The organism is Tessaracoccus terricola (assembly GCF_054776555.1).
This window is the reverse complement of record NZ_BAAHBS010000004.1, coordinates 585,868-606,405: the sequence shown is the minus strand read 5'-3', so window position 1 is coordinate 606,405 and position 20,538 is coordinate 585,868. Positions and strand designations below refer to the sequence as shown.

At 70.1% G+C, this 20,538-nt stretch carries 8 protein-coding genes; 1 reads left to right on the top strand and 7 read right to left on the bottom strand.

Annotation, left to right across the window (positions count from 1 at the left end; translation table 11 throughout):
• Positions 1 to 9: 9 nt before the first annotated feature.
• The 4 genes from ACYU7G_RS08475 to ACYU7G_RS08460 are packed head-to-tail and all read right to left on the bottom strand — an operon-like array spanning position 10 to position 4,322.
• Positions 10 to 630: a response regulator gene (locus ACYU7G_RS08475; protein ID WP_461106731.1), complete on the bottom strand. Its 621-nt coding sequence runs from the start codon at positions 628 to 630 to the stop codon at positions 10 to 12.
• A complete protein-coding gene (locus ACYU7G_RS08470) occupies positions 627 to 1,808 on the bottom strand; it encodes a sensor histidine kinase (RefSeq protein ID WP_461106729.1) in 1,182 nt (393 codons plus the stop codon). Before ACYU7G_RS08470 ends, ACYU7G_RS08475 begins: the two co-directional genes overlap by 4 nt.
• Before the next feature lie 10 nt (positions 1,809 to 1,818).
• On the bottom strand, positions 1,819 to 3,873 hold the full coding sequence (locus ACYU7G_RS08465; RefSeq protein ID WP_461106727.1) for an MMPL family transporter: 2,055 nt from the start codon (positions 3,871 to 3,873) through the stop codon (positions 1,819 to 1,821).
• Positions 3,870 to 4,322: a DUF2871 domain-containing protein gene (locus ACYU7G_RS08460; RefSeq protein ID WP_461106725.1), complete on the bottom strand. Its 453-nt coding sequence runs from the start codon at positions 4,320 to 4,322 to the stop codon at positions 3,870 to 3,872. Before ACYU7G_RS08460 ends, ACYU7G_RS08465 begins: the two co-directional genes overlap by 4 nt.
• A gap of 319 nt (positions 4,323 to 4,641) precedes the next feature.
• Here ACYU7G_RS08460 and ACYU7G_RS08455 point away from each other — a divergent pair, with 319 nt between their 5' ends.
• Complete coding sequence (locus ACYU7G_RS08455) at positions 4,642 to 5,625, top strand: ribokinase (protein WP_461106723.1); 984 nt, start codon at positions 4,642 to 4,644, stop codon at positions 5,623 to 5,625.
• 89 nt (positions 5,626 to 5,714) lie between these two features.
• Here the strand turns inward: ACYU7G_RS08455 and ACYU7G_RS08450 are convergent, their stop codons facing one another.
• From ACYU7G_RS08450 to ACYU7G_RS08440, 3 genes are read right to left on the bottom strand one after another with little or no spacing between them, the layout of a single operon-like run.
• Positions 5,715 to 12,683: a family 43 glycosylhydrolase gene (locus ACYU7G_RS08450; RefSeq protein WP_461106721.1), complete on the bottom strand. Its 6,969-nt coding sequence runs from the start codon at positions 12,681 to 12,683 to the stop codon at positions 5,715 to 5,717.
• 11 nt (positions 12,684 to 12,694) lie between these two features.
• Positions 12,695 to 16,096, bottom strand: coding sequence for a family 43 glycosylhydrolase (locus tag ACYU7G_RS08445; RefSeq protein ID WP_461106719.1), 3,402 nt, complete (start codon positions 16,094 to 16,096; stop codon positions 12,695 to 12,697).
• A 20-nt stretch (positions 16,097 to 16,116) separates the two neighbouring features.
• A complete protein-coding gene (locus tag ACYU7G_RS08440; protein WP_461106717.1) occupies positions 16,117 to 20,451 on the bottom strand; it encodes a beta-L-arabinofuranosidase domain-containing protein in 4,335 nt (1,444 codons plus the stop codon).
• Positions 20,452 to 20,538: the final 87 nt, after the last annotated feature.

Here is a 20,538-nt window from a genome sequence, read left to right as displayed (position 1 = left end):
CTGTGGGTCTCAGCGAATGAGTCCAGCTTCGCGCGCCCTGGCCACTGCCGCCGTCCGGTTGTCCACACCCAGCTTGCTGTACACATGGACCAGGTGGGTCTTCACGGTGGCCTCGGAGACGAACAGTTCCCGGGCGATGGCCCGGTTGCCCAGGCCGTCGGCTGCCAGGCCCAGCACCTCCAGCTCCCGCTGTGTGAGTTCCACCACGGGGCGCTGCAACCGGGAGACGAGCCGCTCCGCCACCATCGGCGCCAGTACGCTCTGGCCGGATGCGGCCTGTTGCACGGCCTCGACGAGCCGGGCCGGTTCCGCGTCCTTGAGCAGGTAGCCGCTGGCCCCGGCCTCGATGGCGCGCAGGATGTCCGCGTCGGTGTCATAGGTGGTCAGGATGAGGATCCGCATCTGCGGATCCAGCGCCAGGATCCGTCGGGTGGCCTCGACGCCGTCGCCATCACCCAGCTGGAGGTCCATCAGGACCACCTGCGGGCGCAGCCGGGTGACCACCTCGACGGCCCGGTCCACGCCGTCGGCCTCGCCCAGGACATGTGCGCCCTCGGTGGCCTCGAGCAGGGCTCGGAGCCCGGCGCGGACGACGGGGTGGTCGTCGACGATCACGATGCTGACGCTCATCGCGGGCCCCCGAGCGGGACGGCTGCGGCCACCGCGGTCCCCTCGCCGGGAGCGGACTCCACCGTGACGGTGCCGCCGATCTCGCGCAGGCGCTCGGTCATGGACCGGAGGCCGAAGCCGGAGCGGCCGGGGCGGTTGCCGATGCTGGCGGGGTCGAACCCGACGCCGTCGTCGACGACGTCGAGCAACAGGTCCGAGCCGGTGTGGGTCACCGTGACCGCCACGCGGGTGGCACGGGAGTGGGTGCGGACGTTGGCCAGCGCGCCCTGGGCCAGCCGCAGCAGCGCCACCTCCACGGCGGTGGGCACCGCCACGGGCTGGCCCTCCACCCGCAGGTCGGTGCTGATGCCGGTCTGCTCACTGAGCCGCTCCAGCAACCGGCCGAGCACCTCGGGCAGCGGGGCCTCCCCCAGGGCGTCGGGGGTGAGGGCACCAACCACCGCGCGGGCCTCCGCCAGGTTCTCGGCGGCGGTCTGGCCGATCTGGGTGAACAGCAGGCCGGTCTCCTCGTCGGCCGCGCGGGAGCCTCCGGCCCTCGCCAGCAGGAGGATGGATGAGAAGCCCTGGGCCAAGGTGTCGTGGATGTCGCGCGCCAGCCGGGACCGTTCGGCCACCGCGCCCGCCTCGCGCTGGGCGATCGCCAGATCGTGCTGCACGGCCTGGAGCTCGGCCACCAGGCGGCCCCGCTCCCGGGACTCGGCCAGGATCTGCTGGTAGCCCAGCCCGATCCCGACAGCCACCACGGCCCCCACCACCGGACCGATGATTTCGGCCACCGGGTTGCCGCCGGGCGCCCAGACCTGGGCGAGCACCACCACCGAGGCCATCAGGGTCACCGAGAGCAGCGCCCACGTCAGCGGCAGGGCGTTCATGACCAGCAGGAACAGCGGGAACGCGAGCCAGGAGAACTCCACCGAGACCAGCGTCAGCCCTAGCCAGAGGGCTATCAGTACACTCAACCAGACGGCTCCGTGGAGTCTGCGCGACGGCCGCGCGAAGCGGACCCCGAGGACGTACCAGACGACGGTGACGGCCACCGCCACCGCACCGTGGAGGGGCAGGCGGGACTCCGAGACGAGTCGAACCACGGCGACGGCAAGCAGGAGGGCGAACAGTGCGTGTTGCCCCAGGCGCAGGCTGCGCAGCGCCGCACCGTCCTCCGCCTCCGAGTTCCTCACCGCACCCACACTAGACGCGCCGGCGTCCTGCAGGCCCGCGACCCGGCCACCAGAGCCGGTCCCCCAGCAGCGCGAACGCGGCGGGCACCACCACCGTGCGCACCAGCAGCGTGTCCAGCAGCACCCCGAGGCCCACGATCAGGCCCAGTTGCGCCAGGGTGACCAGCGGCAGCACTCCGAGTGCGGCGAACACGGCCGCCAGCACCACCCCGGCACTGGTGATCACCACGCCGGTGGAGCTGACCGCCCGCACCATCCCCTCGACGGTACCGTGGGCAAGCGCCTCCTGCCGTGCCCGGTGCACCAGGAAGATGGTGTAGTCGATCCCGAGCGCCACCAGGAACAGGAATCCGAGCAGCGGCACCATCAGGTCCAGTGCCGGGAACCCGAACAGGGCGGTTCCCAGCCAGGTGCCGGCGCCGATGGCCGCCAACGCGCTGAGGGTGTTGATGACCAGCAGCACCAGCGGCGCGACGAACGCCCGGACCAGGAACACGAGGACCACGAAGGCCACCAACAGCACCAACGGCGCGACGGTGAACAGGTCCGCGCGGGCGGCTGCCGCGGCGTCGACGTCCTCGGCCATGGAACCGCCGACGAGGGTCTCGGACGAGACGGCGTGCACGGCCTCGCGGACTGCCGTGACGCCGTCGTGGGCCTGTCGCGTCCCGGGTTCTGCGTCGATGGCGACGCTGACGAGCTGCAGCCCCTGCTCGGGATCACCAGAGGGGTTGGCCCGCAGCACCCTGGGCAGAACGCCTGCCGCTTCGACGACGGCCTGCGCCTCGGACTCCGGGACCACCAGCCGCAGCGGAGCAGTCTCACCCGCAGGGAAGTGGCGGGCCAGCACCTCGAGCCCGGTCCCGGACTCGGACTGGGTCTGGAAGCGCTCGGTCTGGGCCAGGCCCACCCTGGTCCCGAGCAGGCCGGAGGCCAGCACCGCCAGCACCAGCACGGAGCCCGCCAGGACGGCTGCCGGGCGGCGGGTGACCGCCCGGGCGACGGCGTACCAGGGGCCGCGGGTGACGTGGTCCTCGGCGGCACCGGGCCTGGGAACGAACGGCCAGAACACCCGCCTGCCGCACAGCGAGAGCGCGGCCGGCAGCGTGAACGTGACGAAGGCCAGTGCGATCAGGAGGCCGGCGGCGGACGTCAGCGCGAGTCCGTGGCTGCCAGGCTGGGTGGCCAGCAGGAGGGTGAGCACGGCCGCCACCACGGTCAGGTTGCTGGCGAGGATGGCAGGCATGCTGCCCCGCCAGGCCCGGCTGAGCGCCACCCTGTGGTCGGCCTCGTGCCGCAGCTCCTCGCGGTAGCGGGAGACCATCAGCAGCGCGTAGTTGGTGCCGGCCCCGAACACCAGGACGCTGACGATTCCGACGTCGAACTGCAGCCCCAGGGTGCCTGCGATCCGGGTGGAGGCCAGGTTTGCCAGCTGGTCCGCGACGGCCACCACGGCCAGCGGCACGAGCCACAGGACGGGCGAGCGGTAGGTGAGCAGCAGCAGGACCGCGACGATGGCGATGGTGACCAGCAGCAGGGTCACGTCCGCGCCGTCGAAGGCCTTGACGATGTCCGCGCCATAGGCGGGGCCGCCGGTCAGGTAGAACTCCAGGCCCGACGGCGCCGGCTCGGCCCGCGCCGCCTCCCGGAGCTCGGTGATGGCGTCGGCGAGCTCGGCCGACGGCAGCTCGGCCTCGGTCATCACGGTGGTGATGGCGGCTTGGCCGTCGTCGGAGGGGGTGAGCCGGCCGGCTTCGGTGCCGGCCTCGGCGGCGACGCGCTCGGTGGCGCCCTGCAGGAACTCGAGGTCGGCGTCGGTGAGGCCTGCCGAGCGGTGCGCCAGCAGGATCACGGGAGCCAGGTCGTGTCCCGGGAACTGCGCCGCCAGCTCGGCGGCCCGGCGGGACTCGGAGGCCGCCGGTGCCGACTGGCTGGCCACCTCGGGGAACTCGCCCCGCAGGCCACCCATCCCGGCCACGACGACGAGGATGCTCGCCACCAGCGCCAGCCAGGCGCCCTTGCGGGTCAGGAACCCCAGGACGCCGCGCCCCCTGTGGTGCTTCATGCGGTGGGGAGCTCGGCGGCCAGTGCGGGCTCAGTGGACTCGCGTGCCAGGACGGCCCGGCCGAGGACGACGAACAGCAGGATGAACGCGGCCGTCAGCAGCATGTGGCCGGTGCCGGAGATGCCGGCCAGCATCTTGGAGTTGAACTCGGCCCCCAGCGTGGTGAGCGTGCCGCGGACCAGCATCATCGTCGCGGTGATGAGCACGCCCAGGTGACAGGTGATCTCGAAGGCCTTGCTGAAGCGGGACTCGGAGAGCCGGAAGAGCTTCTCCAGCGCAATCACCACCAGCCCCGTGAACATGCCCAGCATCAGGAAGTGGGTGTGGACCAGCCCCAGCTGGCTGGAGTCGGCTCCGGGATGGGTGCGGGTGAGCTCCCGGTAGAACAGGCCCCCGGCCAGTCCAAGGCCGGAGTAGGCGGCACTTGCCCAGAAGGTTCGTCGCAGCATTTGGGTGGTCTCCTCGTGGCTCGGCCACTCGTACGGTGGCGGACACCATCCATTGCACCGGGCAGGGACCGCCCGGACATCGTCGTAGCGGTTGGATCCGGCCTCAACCGATCGGTTGATGCTGTCCCGCGCGCAACACTGTTGCGCTGGGCGTCGACCACAGCGCCTTCCGCAACACACTTGCACCGGGGTCAACTGTCCCGTGCGCAACACTGTTGCGTTGTGCGCCGACTGCAACGCCTTCCGCAACAGTGTTGCGCTGGCGCCAGTGCGGGGACCGATATCGTGGGCGTCGACGACCCCGAATCCTGGAGGAACTGTGACCGAGACGCACCAGGGCACCATCAACACCGGCGCCACCAGCGAGACCCCCGCGGCAGGCGGTGTGCTGGTGGTGGGCTCGGCCAACATGGACCTCTACACGCGGCTGGACCACATCCCCGTCGGCGGGGAGACCATCCTCGGGTCCCCCATCTGGACCACGCCCGGCGGCAAGGGCGCCAACCAGGCCGCGGCCGCGGCCCGGCTGGGGGCCGACGTCCGCTTCGTCGGCCGCGTCGGCGACGACGACCACGGCCCCCGGTTGCGGCAGGCCCTGGTCGACGCCGGTGTGGACGTCTCGCTGCTGCGCACCGGCGACTCACCTTCGTCGGTGGCGCTGATCCTGCTCACCCCCGACGGCGAGAACTCCATCATCGTGTCCCCCTCCAGCAACCAGCACGTCTCCCCCGACGACGTCGACGCCGCCTGGCAGCCCGGGGCCGCCACCGTGGGCGCGGTGGTCTGCCAGTTGGAGATCCCGCTGGCGACGGTGGTGCACGCCAGCGAACTGGCCGAGCGCCACGGGGCCCGGTTCGTGCTGAACGCCGCCCCGGCCCAGGAGTTGCCGGCCGAGCTGGTCCAACGCGCCGACCCGCTGGTGGTCAACGAGTCCGAGGCCGAGTTCCTGCTGGGAACCGAGTCCGAGGCACCCGCACACACGCCGGAGACCCTGGTGCGGGGCCTGCTGGAGCTGGGCTCGCGCTCCGTGGTCCTGACCCTCGGGGGCGACGGCGCCGCCGTCGGCATCAGCGGCGGGGACTTCCGGCACGTGACCGGCTTCCCCGTGCCCGTGGTGGACACCACCGGCGCCGGCGACGCGTTCGTTGCAGCCGTCGTCACCCGGCTCGTCGCCGGCGAGGACCTGTTCACCGCCGCCGAGTACGCCAACGTGGTGGGCGCCCTCGTGGTCCAGAAGGAGGGCGCCCAGGCCTCGTACCCCGACGCCTCGACGGTGGCCGCCGAGATCGCAGCCCGGGGCTGAGCTTCGGGGCCCGAGGGTCTCGACACGGGCGCAGGGCGCCCTACTCGACCCACGAAGCAGGGCGCCCTACTCGACCAACGGGGCCGGGGTCAGATCCGGAAGCGGACCAGGTTGTTGAACACCCAGCCGCTGCCGGTCGCCCAGGTGTAGGAGCGGCAGCCGTTGCGGCCGGTGGCAGCCGTGTCGCACTCGGTGCGCCAGCGACGGCCGTCGGCCGCGGTCCACTCACCCGTCACGCCCAGTGGGTTCGACGCCCACTGCGCGCGCGTCATGAACGGCAGGTAGGTGAGGTTGTTGAACACCCAACCCTGGACACCGTTCGTGCTGGCCCAGATCTCCGTACGGCAGCGGATGGTCTGCGAGTACGGCTCGCAGGTGGTGTGCCACCACCGCCCGTTCACACTGTGGAATCCCGGGATGGAGTAGACGTCGCCCTGCGGCGGGTCGGCCGTCACCGTGACCGTCGGCGCCGGCGACGGCTCACCCGGCCCTGACGTCGGCTCCTCCGACGGCTCCACCGTGGGCCCCGTGCCGCCTGTGATGGTCACCAGTGCGGTGACCGTGCGGAACTCGTCGGCAAGTTCCTGCGCGGGGGTCAGGTCCAGCACCAGCTGCCCGTTGGCACGGACATTGATGGCCTTGACCGACGTGTGCCGGTCCGGGTCGAACAGGCCACCGGCACCGGGCTGCCCGGCGTGCGGATCCGGGTACGGCCGGGCGTGGTAGACCAGCACCAGGTTGCCGTGCTCGTCCACCACCACCGAGTTGTGGCCACCACCGACGTGCGGTGCCCCACCGATGGAGCCCTCGTAGGTGTCGTAGGCATTGAACGCCGAGAACGGCTGGACGGTCCAGCTGTCCCGGTCCTTGAGGTCGCTGCCCACCTCGGCGCGCATCACGGCGAGGTTGTAGTACTTGTCCACCGTGGCGCCTGAGTAGATCAGGTAGTGGAAGTCGCCGTGGGTGAACGTGTACGGGCCCTCGATGATCCCCTGGTCGTTGCCCTCCGGGTTGGCCGCGGTGATGCTGCCGTCCCAGACGCCGTACTCGAAGGGCCACTGCAGGTCCTTGATCCGCGACGGCGTACCCGCCAGTGCCGGGAACTCACCGTCGGCGGTGACCGCCTCCACCACCTCGAGGCCGGCCGAGCGGGGCATGATCCAGTAGCCCTGCCCCGACGACTCATCAAGGAAGTAGTTGACGTCGAACGAGGGTGCACCCTGCAGCGGGCGGATGGCGTCGTCGTCGCCCCAGTAGGTGGGATCCAGCATCTTCCCGTCGACGATGTCCTGGGTGGTGCCGAGGAACGGGATCAGGATGGTGGCGCTGGTCCAGGTGTAGGCGGCGCCGGCCGGGCGCCCGGAGGAGCCGTAGTCGTGCGCGCCAACCACCATGTACCAGGTGCCGTTGATTCTGTGGACCTCGGGCGCCCAGAAGAAGCCACCCCAGCGATCCCCCACCTCGGAGGTGCGCAGCAGGTGCTCGGGAGCATCGGCCAGACCCTCGATGGTGGTGGCCCGCCGCAGTCCGACGGCGCCGTAGCTGGTGCGCTCGTCCAGCAGCGCACCGTCGTGGTCCTCGTAGTAGGACCCGGTGGCGTAGTAGTGGCCGTCATCGGGGTTGAAGAAGATGTGCGGGTCTGCACGCTCCTCGATGAACGGGTAGGCGTAGTCGTCCTGCAGCACGGTGCCGGTCACCTCGTGGGTGCCGGGTCCGGCTGCCCGGGCGGCATCGAGTTCGGCCTGCGACCACTCGACAGCCAGGTCCTTGGTGGAGCCGTCTCCGTACTCGAGCGTGACGGTTGCGGGCAGATCCACCGCTTCGCCGGCCGCGACGGTGACCGACGGCGCCCGGACACCGGTGTTGACCAGTGCCCCGTAGGTGGCTTGGAACGCGTCGCGTTCGGCCGGGGTGATGGTGGTGACCGACGCCTCCGCAGCCAGTGCGCCGTCCGGGGTCGCACCCTCCCAGGGGGTGGGTGTGACGCTGGAGGGCGACGTCACCGGGCGGGAGTTACCGCTGAGATCGGCGAGCACGGTGACTTGGGCATCGCCCGTCCCACCCTCGTCGCTCCAGTACACCTTGTAGTCGCCGGTGGCGGCGTCGGCCACGATCCGGGGGTTCCCCACCCGCGCATCGGCAGCCAGGGCCACCGGGACCTTGCGTTCTCCGGTGACGAAGAGGTTCTCGTCCAGGTCGAACACGTAGATGACCGGGCGGTTGTTGTTGGCCGAGGCCACCACCCCGAGGCTCCCGTCGTGGTGGCGGAAGAAAGTGGGCGAGCCCAGCTGCCAGTCCGCGCCCGAGGCCTGCTTCTGGTCGCCCTCCCAGGTGGCGTAGCCGATGGCCTTGCCGTTGTTGAGGGGCGTCCAGCCGCCGGCGCCGTCGTCGAGTGCGACGTGCAGCGCGTCCGAGCGTCGGCTGTCCGGGGAGGTCAGGAGATCCTCACCCAGGAAGACGTTGCCGCCCTCCAGCGGGTAGCTGAGGAGTTGTCCCCCACTCGGGAGGATGCGCGCAGCCGCCTCCACCACCGTCGTGCCGACGGTGGCGGTGACGCGAACGTCCACCGGGGCGTCGTCGGGGAGGGTGACCTCGCCGTCGGCGCTGATCCACCCCTCCGGCGAGGCCGCCCAGGTGATGTCCTCGGAACCGGCCGTGGCGGGCAGGTCACCGGTGATGGCGGCGGGGATAGCCAAGTCAGCCACCTCGGCCACCGGTTCCCCACCGTCGCCCACGACGATGGTGGCGCTGGTCCAACGGTTGGCCGGCAGCACCTCGCGCTCCGCGACCAAGTCAAGGACCGGCGTGATGCCGTCGGCCCGCCACTGCACGAGCCGCACCCCGGACTGCCGCGCCCCGCCGTTCGGCTTGGCATGGATGGCTGTCATCAGGTCCCCGTCGAGGGACGTGAAGTAGGAGTTGTGGCCCGGCCCGTACTGGCCGGTCACCGAGGCGCTGGTCAGCAACGGGGCGTTGCTGCCCGTCCAGGAGGCCGGGTCCAGCAGGTCGGAGCCGGCATCGGCGGTCAGTGATCCAACGACGTAGGTGTTGTCGACGCCCGAGCCGGAGATGGTGACGACGATGCGGCCGTCCTTGTACAGCGCGAACGGGCCCTCCACCACTGGGGTGGTCTGCCGGTCCCAACCGTAGAGGGGGCGGCGGATCTGGACAGGGTCACTGGTCAGGACGGACGGGTCCGACGGGTCGATGCTGGCGATGCTCAGGTAGGCGCCAGCCGCCGGACTGGTCCGCGCCGATTCGGACCACATCACGTAGTGGTTGTCACCATCGTGGATGTAGGTCATGTCCAGCGTGATGGCGCCGGTTGCCGGGTCCACCAGCGGGTCCCCGTTCGGGAGGGTGACCAGCCGGTAGTCCTCCCAGTCGGCGGGGTTGGCCGGATCGCCTCCGACACGCAGCGGTTTCACCACCGCTTGCACGGTGTTCCACACGTTGGTGCGACCGCGGGCATAGAACAGGTACAGCTGACCGCCCACCTCGTGCACCTCGGGGGCCCAGGCCAGGTGGCCGCCGTCCTCCACGATGCGCACGGGTGTGGCGTTGCGCAGACCGGCGACGGTGTCTGCCTTGCGGATGTCCAGGCCGCGCTGGCCGCCGGCCTCGTTGGTGGCGATCCAGTAGTACGAGCCCTCGTGGACGAACACCGTCGGATCCGCCGAAGCGCCGGCCACGAGCGGGAACTGGAAGTCGGTGACGTCGATGGTGCCCGAGACTGTGTACGTGGCGTCGACGGCGGTGTCCACTGCCGCGAGGTCCTCGGCGTCCCAGCTCACGCGCTTGGGGGCGGAGGAGCCGTCGGAGTAGTGCGCCAGCACGCCTCCCAGATCCGCCGCACCCGGAACGTCGGCCCCGAGTGCCAGCTCGATGGTGGGACCGTCGTCGACGGTGGTGTTGACCACGCGCGTGAACCGGTCACGCAGCACTTCGGCCTCGTCAGCGGTCACCGTGACAGCGTTGCCCGGCACGGACCCGGAGATACCGAGTTGCAGCGCGGGTTCGGCGAGTTCGGCCTCCCGGTCCGCCGGCACCGGCCGGCTGAGGGAGGTGAAGTCTGCCGACTCGGCGCGGAAGTCCGCGCCCGCGGCGTCGGTCCACCAGATGCGGTAGCTGCCGGTGGCGGCATCGAGCGCCGCGGCCGGGTTGGTCACGGTGCCGGAGGTCTGGACCGCAAGCGTCTTCTCGCTCCAGGAGATCAGGTCCGGGGACTCGAAGACCAGCAGGCTCTGTCCTTCGATCCGCCTGCCGTCCGCGTCGCCGCGCACGGCCACCACCCCGAAGCCACCGTCGGCGAGCCGGAACAGGTGGGGATCCAGGAGGGTGCGGGTCTCGCCCCGCAGGGTGTCCGCGACGTCGAAATCGGCCTCGGCGAACAGCACGCCCTCACCGAGGTTGAGCGTCTCCGTGGTGCCGTCCTCGAGCAGCGCCAGGTGCAGCGCCGAGGTCACCGGGCCCGCAGGGCTGCGGGTGTAACCGGCTGCCTGCGGCGAGTCCTCGGCGAGCACCCTGACGCTGAACTCCTTGGTGGTGGAGGCGCCGTCGAGGGTGAGGGTGGCCGTCAGTTCCACGGGCTCCGAGATGCCTGTGGCCGGTGCGACGGGGGCACCGTCCCAGATCACGTCGGCCCCGGCGAAGCTGCTGGGCAGTTCGGCGTCGGCGGCCAGGAAGCCCGGCAGGAACAGGCCTGCGGTGGCCTGCTCGAGGGGGCTGCCTGCCACGGTGACCAGTGCGTTGGCGCGCACCGGAGCATCCGTGTTGTCGGAGAGGTTGGCCTGCGAGAGCGCGCCGCTGACCTCGGTCACGCCGGGTGCCTCCAGGTCCGCATCGGGGATCGCGTCCCAGGTCACGGCCTCGGCGCGAGAGGCACCGTCGGAGGTGTGGACGGTGACGCTGTCCGGCAGTTCCGGCTGGACACCCGGTGCGGTGGTGACGTTGACCTCGTCGACGGCGACGACGTCGGCCGCGCGGACCACGTCGTACTCGGCCTTGGTGAGGTTGAGCACGCCGCCGTGCTTGGTCTCGGGCAGCATGCCCTGGAGCTGGTTCTGGGGCAGCGCAGTCCAGTCGGTCACACCGATGTCGGTGGTGACGAACGGCCGGTAGCCCTGCGACGACCCGCCGTACTGGTCCGCGTAGAGGAACCAGCGGTCCTCGCCGTTCTCCTGGAACAGGAGCGGCCCCTCCACCTGGCCGTACTCTGCCTGACCGATCTGGGTCTGGTGCGTGGTCCAGGAGTCGGAGTTGGCGACCTCCCACCACTGCGGCTCCGTCGTGCTCTGGAACACCAGGCCACGGCCGCCGTTCTCCTTGAACGCGCGGTAGGTGACCAATTCACCGGCGGTGTTGCGGAACTGCTTGACGGTCATGTCGATGGTGTCGGTTCCGGGCTCGGCGACGTAGAGCTGCGATGCGCCGTCGGGGTTGCGGGTGTCCCAGTCGGACTGGGTGAAGTCCGTGGTGGTGCCGTAGAGCGTCTCGCTGGAGCCCGCCCCCGCGTGCTCGGGGTCGGCCTCGTCGAAGATGTTGGAGGACCAGTACAGGACGAAGGCTCCCAGGGCCTCGTCCCACGTGGCCTCGGGCGCCCAGGCGCGGCCGGCGGTTGGCGGCGCCACCTCGATGAGCCTCGGCTCGCTCCAGGTCACCAGGTCCTGCGACTCCCACACCACCAGGTTCCGGCTGTGGTGGGTGTACTGGTACCAGGGGCAGTAGCCCTCCGGCACGCCGGCCGGGCAGTCGGAACCGGGTTCGATCCAGACGCGCAGGTCCGTGCCGACGATGTAGTAGGTGCCGGTCTCGGGGTTGCGGACCAGCACCGGATCCCGGACCCCGGTGGTTCCGACGTCGCTGGTGAGGATGGGCTCGCCACCGTTGAGGCGGGTCCAGGACATGGGGTTGTTGCCGTTCGAGACATCGAGGTAGATGCGCTCGGCGTAGCCGTCGGCGTCCTCCACGAAGTGGACGAACAGGTAGCCGTACTCGTCGGCGTCGGCCGCCTCGGCCTTGATGGTGATCGGGATCTCCCGGGTGGCCTGCTGGCCGCGCACCGAGGCGGTGGCGGTGAGCGTTCCTGTCACATCTGCCTCCCCGGCTGCGGGCTGGGTGACGGTGGCGGTGATGCCATCCTCGGCAATCTGCACCTGCTCCATCGTAGAGGTCCAGGCCACCTCGCCCTGGGGGCTGGGCAGCGTCAGCCGCGGAGTGTCCGCGGTGATGGGCCGCAGACCGGTTAGCACCTGCGCCGCGGCGTCGGTGAACGCCTCCGGGTGGAGTGCGGCGTCGTCGTCCGAGATGGTGGCCAGTTCGTCGGCCCCCAGCGCGCGGTCGTAGACCCGGAAGGTTGCCACGGCCCCCTTCAGCAGCGGGTCCGGCCACGGGGCCCTGCCGATGGTGTTGAGCGACTGGTCCGCGATGCTCGCGGGCGTCAGTCCTGCGGTGTCACCCTCCCCCACCAGCACACCGTCGAGCCAGGTCTGGATGGTCCCGGCCTCGCCGTCGACGACGGTGGCCAACGAGTACCAGCGGTCCGCGTCGAGCCCGAACGATGCGGCCGCGTTGCGCTCTGCACCGTTGGAACCGGTGGTGATGGCGGAGCGCACGTTCTGGCGCGCGGAGGCGAAGAGGTACTGCTGGGTGTTGCCGTCCGCACCGATGTTGTACAGGAAGTGAAAGTTGCTCAGCATGCTCGCATCCACCTTCACCTCCATCTGGATGGTGGCCGACTCCTGCCCCGAGAGCAGGTCGTCGGGGAGCATGACCCAGTTCCCCGAACTGTCCTTGGCGCCCCCGACGAAGGTGAGGGCGTTGTCGGTCCACAGTTGGTCGGCTGGGTTCTGCACCACTGCCGGCCCGAACGTGGATCCGGCAGCGGTGTTGGCGACAGTTGCCCCGTCGTCGGGGCGGGCGGTGAAGGCGTAGGAGGCGAGGAGTCCGTCGGTGGGTTCCTCCGCCACTGCGGGGGCAGTGCCCAGCACCGTTCCCGATGCCAGGAGGGCTGCCACCCCCGCGAGCGCGATTGTCGATCTGGTGCGGCTTGTTGTCATTGTCTGGTTCCTCAGATCTTGAAGCGGACGATGTTGTTGAAGGTCCAGGCACCGCTGGCGGCGCGGGTGTAGGAGCGGCAGCCGTTGCGACCGGAGACCGTGGTGTCGCACTCGGTGCGCCACTGGCGGCCGTCAGCAGCCGTCCATTCGCCGGTCACGCCCAACGGGTTGGCGGACCACTGGGCCCGGGTCATCGTCGGGAGATAGGTCAGGTTGTTGAACACCCAGCCGGAGCCCGACCAGATCTCGGTGCGGCACCGGATGGTCTGGGAGTACGGCTCGCAAGCCGTGTACCAGCGGCGGCCGGCGGACTCGTGGAGGCCCGGCGTGGCGTACAGGTCCTGCCCGCTCGGCACGTGTGGCCAGGTGACCACCGGTTCCGGGGTGACGGTGACCGTGACTGTCGGCCGGGGCTGCGGGGACGGTTCCTCGCTGGGCTCCGCCGAGGGTTCCTCGCTGGGCTCCTCACTCGGCTCCTCCGACGGTTCCTCACTGGGTTCCTCGGTGGGCTCCTCCGACGGTTCCGTGCCGGGCTCCAGCCCCTCGATGCTGGTCAGGGTGGGAACCACCTCCTCGATCAGGCCGTCCTCGCCGAAGTACAGCCGGTCGATGGTGGTCTCCCGGTTGTTGCCGTTGCCGCCGGGGATCGCGAAACGGTGGTAGACGATGTACCACTCGTCGGTGCCCGGCACCTGGATCACCGAGTTGTGCCCGGTGCCGAGGATGCCCAGCGAGGGGTCCTTCTCCAGGATCACACCGTGGCTGGTCCACGGACCTTCGGCCGAGGGTGCGGTGGCGTAGCCCACCCGGTAGTTCGGGGAGCCGGTGTCGTCGATGGAGTAGGTCAGGTGGTAGACCCCGTCGCGGTACACCACGAAGGTGCCCTCCCGGTAGTTGCTCAGGCCGCTCATCAGGGAGATGGTGCCGGGCTTGAGGGAGACCATGTCGTCGGCAAGTTCCGCCATCACCGGGCGGCCGTTGCCCCAGTACAGGTAGTACTTGCCGCTCTCCGGGTCATGGAAGGCGGCCGGGTCAATGGCCTGCCCCGAGGTGACCGACTCGTTGTTGAGGATCATCGCTTCCGGCTGGGCCGTGAACGGTCCTTCCGGGTGGTCCGCGACGGCGACGCCAATGGTCTTGCGGTTCACCGAGGGGTTGTGGCCAGAGAAGTAGAAGTAGTACTTGCCGTCGCGTTCGATGATGGTGGGCGCCCACGCGTTGCCGGTTGCCCAGGGCACGTTGCCCTCGGCGCCGTCGAGGGTCAGGAACGGTTCCTCGGACCGGGTCCAGTCCTTGAGGTTCTCCGACTTCCAGACGTAGAACTCCTGGCCGCCCCAGCCCGGGTAGCCGTCGCTGGTGGCGTAGATGTAGAAGGTGCCGTCGAACTCGGCGATGTTCGGGTCCGCGTACAGGCCCGGCAGCACCGGGGAGCCCATCTCGACGGCGGTGACGGTCCACTGCCGTTCGGCGCCGCCGGTGCTGGTGACGGTCAGGGTCACGGGCTCGCTGTAGTCCAGCGGGCCGGCGGGGGTGACGACGTCGCCCTCGGCGGTCACCCAGGTGGGGTCGAGCGCGGTCAGGTCGGTGCCGGGCTGCACGGGCAGCACGACGGTGCCGGCGCCGCCGTCGATGATGGCGGGCACCTTCAGGGAGTCGAGTTCGACGTCGATGATGGATCCCGCCGCGGCCAGTTCGCCGGCGGACAGGGCGCGGTTGTAGATCCGGAAGTCGGAGATGGCGCCCTTGAACAGCTGGTCGGCCGTGTAGAGCGACTTGCCGATGTAGTTGGCGGCGACGGTGCCCTCGGCGGGGGTGTCGATGTCGCGCGGCAGGGTGGCGGTGCGGACGGTGGCCTTGGCGACGCCGTCGGCCCAGGTGGTCAGGTCGTAGGTGCCGTTGGCCTGCCGTTCGATGGTGACGGCGATGTCGGTCCAGGTGTCCTGCGGCAGCGGCGCGGCGCTGGCCGTGGTCTCCTCGGTCCAGTTGGAGGGGGTGATGGAGCTGCGGTAGTTGGAGTTCTGGAACAGGTAGCCCCAGCCGATGTTGTCGGAGGTGCGGGTGGAACCGAGGCCCCAGATGAAGTGGTTGCCGGTGGTGCGGGTCTTGACACGGGCTGCGACGGTGATCTCGTCGAGATCGGTCATCAGGCCGTCGGGCAGCGTGATCCAGTCGTCGCCGCTGAAGGTGAGGGCGTCGTCCTCGGTGGTGAAGGTGCCGTGGAACTCGCCGTCGTTGCCGTTGCCGGAGGCGTCGGTGACGGTCTGTTCGCCGTCGAAGGCGGTCAGGTCGTAGTGCAGGATCGGCTCCTGCTGCGGCGCGGGCGGCTCGGGCGGCCCGTAGGCGGCCATGAGTGCCTCGTACTCGGCGTCGGTGATGGCGATGATGGAGCCGTGGCGCTTCTTCATGCCGAAGTCGTAGTCCGTGGCGGGGATGCGGGACCAGCTGGAGTCCGGGTCCGTGATGGGCCGGGTGTCGCCGATGTCGGTGGTGACCAGCGGGTAGTAGCCGGCGCCGGCGCCGTACTGGTCCACCAACAGCGCCCACTGGTCGATCGGGTTGCCGTCGTCGTCGCGGGGTGCGTCGTCGTCGTTGTACTTGAAGAACTGCGGGCCCTCGACGTCGGCGCCGGTGAGGCCGAAGCCCAGGCCCTGCAGGTCCGAGATCTTCTCCCAGTCCCCGTGCAGCCCGTTCTCGCTCTTCTCGATGGTGAGCTGGCCGTCGCCGGAGGCGCGGTAGTAGGTGTCGTCGACCTTGATGATGTCGGTGTCGATGATGGTGCTGCCGGCGCCGCGGTCGATGTAGAGCTGCGCCTCGGTGAAGGTCTGGAAGTCGGTGGTGTGGGCGTAGTAGATCTTCAGGTGGTCGCCGGTGCCGCCCGGGGTCTTGGAGGTCCAGTAGACCATCCACGCGTCGGCCTCATCGTCCCAGATGGCCTCGGGCGCCCAGACCATGCCCGCGCCCTCGGGGGCGATGTCCACCAGGCGCGGCTCACCCCAGTCGACGAGGTCCTCGGACTCCCAGACGACGATGCTGTCGCTGCCGTCGGCGGTGGCGTCGGTGTTGCCCCAGCCGCCGCGGTGGTAGATGCTCAGGTCCGTGGCGATCAGGAAGAAGCCGGAGTCGTCGCGCTTGCGCACGATGTAGGGGTCCCGCACGCCGGTCTCGCCGACGTCGGAGGTCAGGATCGGTTCGCGCTCGTTCAGGTCGGTCCAGAAGTGGCCGTCCTGGCTGGTGGAGAAGTAGATCTGCTCCATGTCCGGGCTGCCCTCGAGGCCGGTGAAGTTCACGAACAGGTACGAGGTCAGCGGGTCGACGGGGTCGGCGTGCGCCTGGCTGCCGACGGTGAGCAGGCTCGGCACCAGGCACACGGCCGAGGCCAGCGCCACGAGCTTTCGATTGATCGGTTTCGACATCGGGTTCTCCTCAGTGAGTTTCAGATCTTGAATCGGACGATGTTGTTGAAGACCCAGCCGGTGCCCTCACCCCAGATGAACGAGCGGCAGCCGTTCCGGCCGGTGGCGGGGGTGTCGCACTCGGTGCGCCACCGCCTGGAGTCGCTGGTGAATTCCCCGGGGTTGGCCAGCGGGTTGCTCCCCCACTGCGCCCGGGTCAGGTGCGGCAGGTAGGTGAGGTTGTTGAACGCCCACCCCGAACGGCCAGCGGCGCTGGTCCAGATCTCGGTGCGGCACCGAATGGTCTGGGAGTACGGCTCGCACTGCGTGTGCCACCAGCGGCCGTTCACATTGTGGAAGCCGGGGCTGGAGTAGACGTCGGCCGGGTCCGACGGGGCGGTGACGGTCACCGTCGCGGTGGGCGACGGCGTGGGCGACGGCGTGGGCGTCGGGCTGGGCTGCCGCGTGGGCGTGGCCGTCGCCGTCGGAGTCGCCGTCGGTGTGGCGGTGGCGGTGGGCGTGGGCGTCGGCTCCGGCGTGGGCTCGTCTTCCTGTTCCACCACCGTGATCGTGTAGGTGGTGGAGGTGGTGTGGTCCTGGGCGAACGCCTCGAGGTTGATCACGGTGCCGTCGGCGACTGCCACCGCACGCGGGAGGGTGTCGTCGACGAGGATGCCGTCCACCTCCACCAGTCCGCTGGGCACGGCCGGGGCCAGGTCCAGCTCGACCGAATCGGTGCCGGCGGGGACGGTGAGCGTGAGGTCGGTGCCGTCGCCGGTGATGGTTCCGGGTTCTGCCGCGAGCTCGCTGAGCGCGGAGTTGGTGTCGTAGTCGGCCTGCGGGCGGGTCCAGATTCCGAAGATTCCGCCCACCCAGCTGCTGCCGGTGCCCTCGAAGCGCACCTCCACCACCCGCACGGGCTCGCCGTCGTCGCCCAGCACGGGGTTGCCGCCGGCGTCGAGCTTCGGGGTGGCGGCGGCCACCACGTCGGCGGGGAGTTCGTCGCACTGGAGGTAGAAGCCGCCGTGGTCGGTGACCTGCTCCCGCTTGAACTGTTGGCCGTCGAGGAGCACGTCCCAGGTGCGGCCGATGTCCTGCCCGGCGCCGTAGAGCCGCACGCACAGGTGGTTGTGCTCGGCCTGCGGGTCCACCGCCAACTGGTAGCTGAACCACGAGTCCGGTTCGGGCGGCGCGTGCCGGAAGGAGTACCCACCGAAGGAGCCCACCGTGGAGTTGGCGCTGGCGCGGTAGTTCTTGTCAGCCTCGCTGTTGTTGTTGTCGAACGAGGTCAGCGAGTCGATCGTGGTCTCGGCCTCCCGCAACTGCTCCTTCTCACGCAGTATCTTGTCCTGCGCCTCGGCCGAGTCCGGCGTGATGAGTGTCATGTAGAGCGCGTAGCGGGCCTCGTACAGGCTGTAGTACGGCTCGAACACGAGCTCGGCCGCGCCCGGGTCCACGTTGCGCAGCTGGAACCTCAGCCCCTCGTGGCCGGACTCCTCGGACGGGATCCGCACCAGGTTCTCGGCGATGTCAGCCTTCCACGCCTCCGCGTCCTCGACGACGACGTCGCCGCTGAGGGACTTGTCTGCCTGGCTCATCCGCACCAGCACGCCGGCGACGTAGTCTGCTTCGACGTTCTCGCGGCTCAGTTCGGCCGCGAGCAGGACGGGACCATACTTGAACGCCACCCAGTTCGGGTTCTCGGTCTCGTCGTCGACGGTGACCTCCGCGGGCAGGCGCCACGTGATCTCGTCGCCCGCGGACACGGGGAAGGAGACGTAGCCGGCCACCTGCGGGGTCGCGTCGGCGAGCGCGGCCTGGTCCACCGTCGCACCGTTGACGGTGAGCGTGGGTTCGGCCGCCAGCCAGGCGGGCTTGCGCAGGCGCAGCACCGTGCCGTCCGGATCCCCGTCGCCGGTGCCCGCGACGGTGAGGCTGACCGTGTCCGTGACCGGGACGTCGCCGGTCTGGGTGAGCACCAGGGAGTGCTCGGGGGAGGTGAACACCGAGGAGTGGAACTGGTTCACCCACACCGACTCGTCGTCGGTGGAGTAGAACCCGGCCGACAGCATCGTGAACTTCTCGATGCCGGTGCCGTGGTCGCACCAGAACTCGCCCAGCGGGTGGCCGAAGACCTTGGCGTAGCCCGCAGTCATGGGCTGGAAGTAGGTGACCATGCCCGTGTCCGGGTTCTGGGTGGAGACCACCGCGTTGATGAAGGTGGTCTCGTAGAAGTCGGTGTACTTCACGTCCGGGTGCGCCCGGAACAGCAGGTTGGTCAGCTTGAGCATGTTGTACTCGTTGCAGCCCTCGGAGGTGGAGTTCTCCCCGTAGCCGCCGGTGACTCCGCTGGTGCCGTACTCGAACAGCGTGTCGGGGCCGTGGAAGTGCTCGGAGTAGCTGTTGCCGCCGTTGGCGTAGGTGTGGTCGTCCACGACGATCTGCCAGAAGTTCTCGGCCGCCATCCGGTACATCTCCAGGTCGGCCTGCTCGGCCGCGTCCAGCGTCGCGTACAGGTCCGCGTCCTCGGTGAAGATGCGGTAGCGGGTCATCGCTCCCACGAGCTTCGGGATGGTGGTGTTGGCGTGCAGCCCGGCGAGCACGTCGCGGCCCTCCGCCAGTGCGCGGAACAGTTCCACCTCGTCGAAGTACTCCGCCGCCCGCAGGTGGTCCGGGTCCCGGGTCAGTTCGAACAGCTCGTAGAGGGCCTCGTTCATCCCGCCGTACTCGATGCGCAGCAGGCTGTTGGGGTCCGACTGCCTGTCGCCGTAGTTCTTGACGAAGGAGCCGAACCCGGCAGCCACCTCCAGTGCGCTCTCCCCCAGTTCGGCGGGGCCGTACTCGTGCACGTCCAGGAGGCCGGCGAGCACCTTGTGCAGGTTGTAGAACGGCACCAGCAGCCCGTCCCCGCCGCCGGGCAGGAGGGTCACGGGGAACGGCGAGACGTAGCCGGCGTTGGCCGGGTCCAGTTCCGCGTAGGCGTCCTGCACCAGGGCGAGGCCGTCGACGGCCTCGGTCAGTTCGGCCAGCAGCAGCTCGCGCCGCTGCGGGTCGTCCTCGCTGGACCAGGCCTGCGCCAGGGCCGTGACGTAGTGGCCGAAGAAGTGGCCCTGGAACCGGGTCCCGCTCTCCCGCTCCCAGCCGCCGTAGCCCTCTTCGGTGGTCGGCTCCAGCCCGGCCTGCCGGTAGAAGGAGTAGAGGAACTTCTCGGCGTCCAGGCTCAGCAGGTAGTCGACAGTCTTGTCGTGGGCGTTGGCGAGGTAGGGGTCGGTGATGTCCACCTGCGCCAGGCCGGGAAGTGCGAGGAACGGGACGCCGACGTCGCCGCCGACGGGGATGGTGACCTCGAAGGTACGGGTCACCGGCGCGCTGTCCGCGTAGCTGGCCGTGGCCGTCAGCACGGCCGTGGCCGGGGCGTCGGTGGGGCGCGTCACGGTGGCGACGCCGTCGCTGACCTGCAGGTACGGCGAGTCGGACAGCCAGCTGATCTCCGAGCCACCGGCCCCGTGGACCGGCAGGTTGAACGAGGCGCGTACCTCAGCCGGCACCGTCAGTTGCGCGAGGTCCGAGGTGGCCACTGCCGCCGGGTCGAAGTCCGGGGCGTGCTGCTGGTGCAGGACCACCACGTCGGCAGGGTCGGCGACGGCGTCGTAGAGGAACCAGTCGTCCAGGCTGCCGCGCAGGTGGGCGCCGTTGTACACCGGGCCGTTGAAGCCGATGGTCTTGGCGGTGGTGGCGTCCGCGCCGAGCACGCCGGTGGCGTCGCCGCCGATGCCGTTGCGGACGGTGGCGGCCTGCCGGATCCCGTTGCGGTAGAACGTGACGTCCTTGGACTCGCCGTCGTAGGTGACCACCACGTGCGTCCACTCGCCGACGGGGAAGAACTCGGCCCGGTCAGCCCCCACCGCCACCTTGTAGGGCTGGCCCGAGGCGGGCCCGATCGACAGCGCCAGCGGGGTGTCTGCGTTCTCCGAGGTCAGGTACCAGCCGTCGGAGTTGTACTGCGTCTTGCTCCACGTGAAGACCTGCTCGCCGGTGCCCATGTCCGTGTCCGGGCGGTACCAGAACGACAACGTGAGGTCGCTGGGCTGCAGCGCCTCGGCAGTGCCGAGGTCCACCACGGTGGCGCCGTCGAGGACCAGGGCCTGCCCTGAGATGCCGGTGACGTAGGTCTCGGTGCCGCTGCGCAGTGACGTGTCGTGGCCGGCCGGGCCCGAGTCCAGGAGGTTGCCGTCGAAGGCCAGGCCCAGCACCTTCTGGTCCTCGATGGAGGGGGGCGCGGCGGCGGCCGGGGTCGGGGGCGTGAGCGCCATGCACTGGACCGCGAGCACTGCGGCCAGGGATGCGGTGAGGCAACGGATCGGATGCTTGTTCATCGTCGAATAGCTCCTGGTGGATGTGAGCGTTCACACATTGGGTTGTGGGGGTGCCGGGGCCCGTCGTCGGGCCCCCGGCTCGGGGGG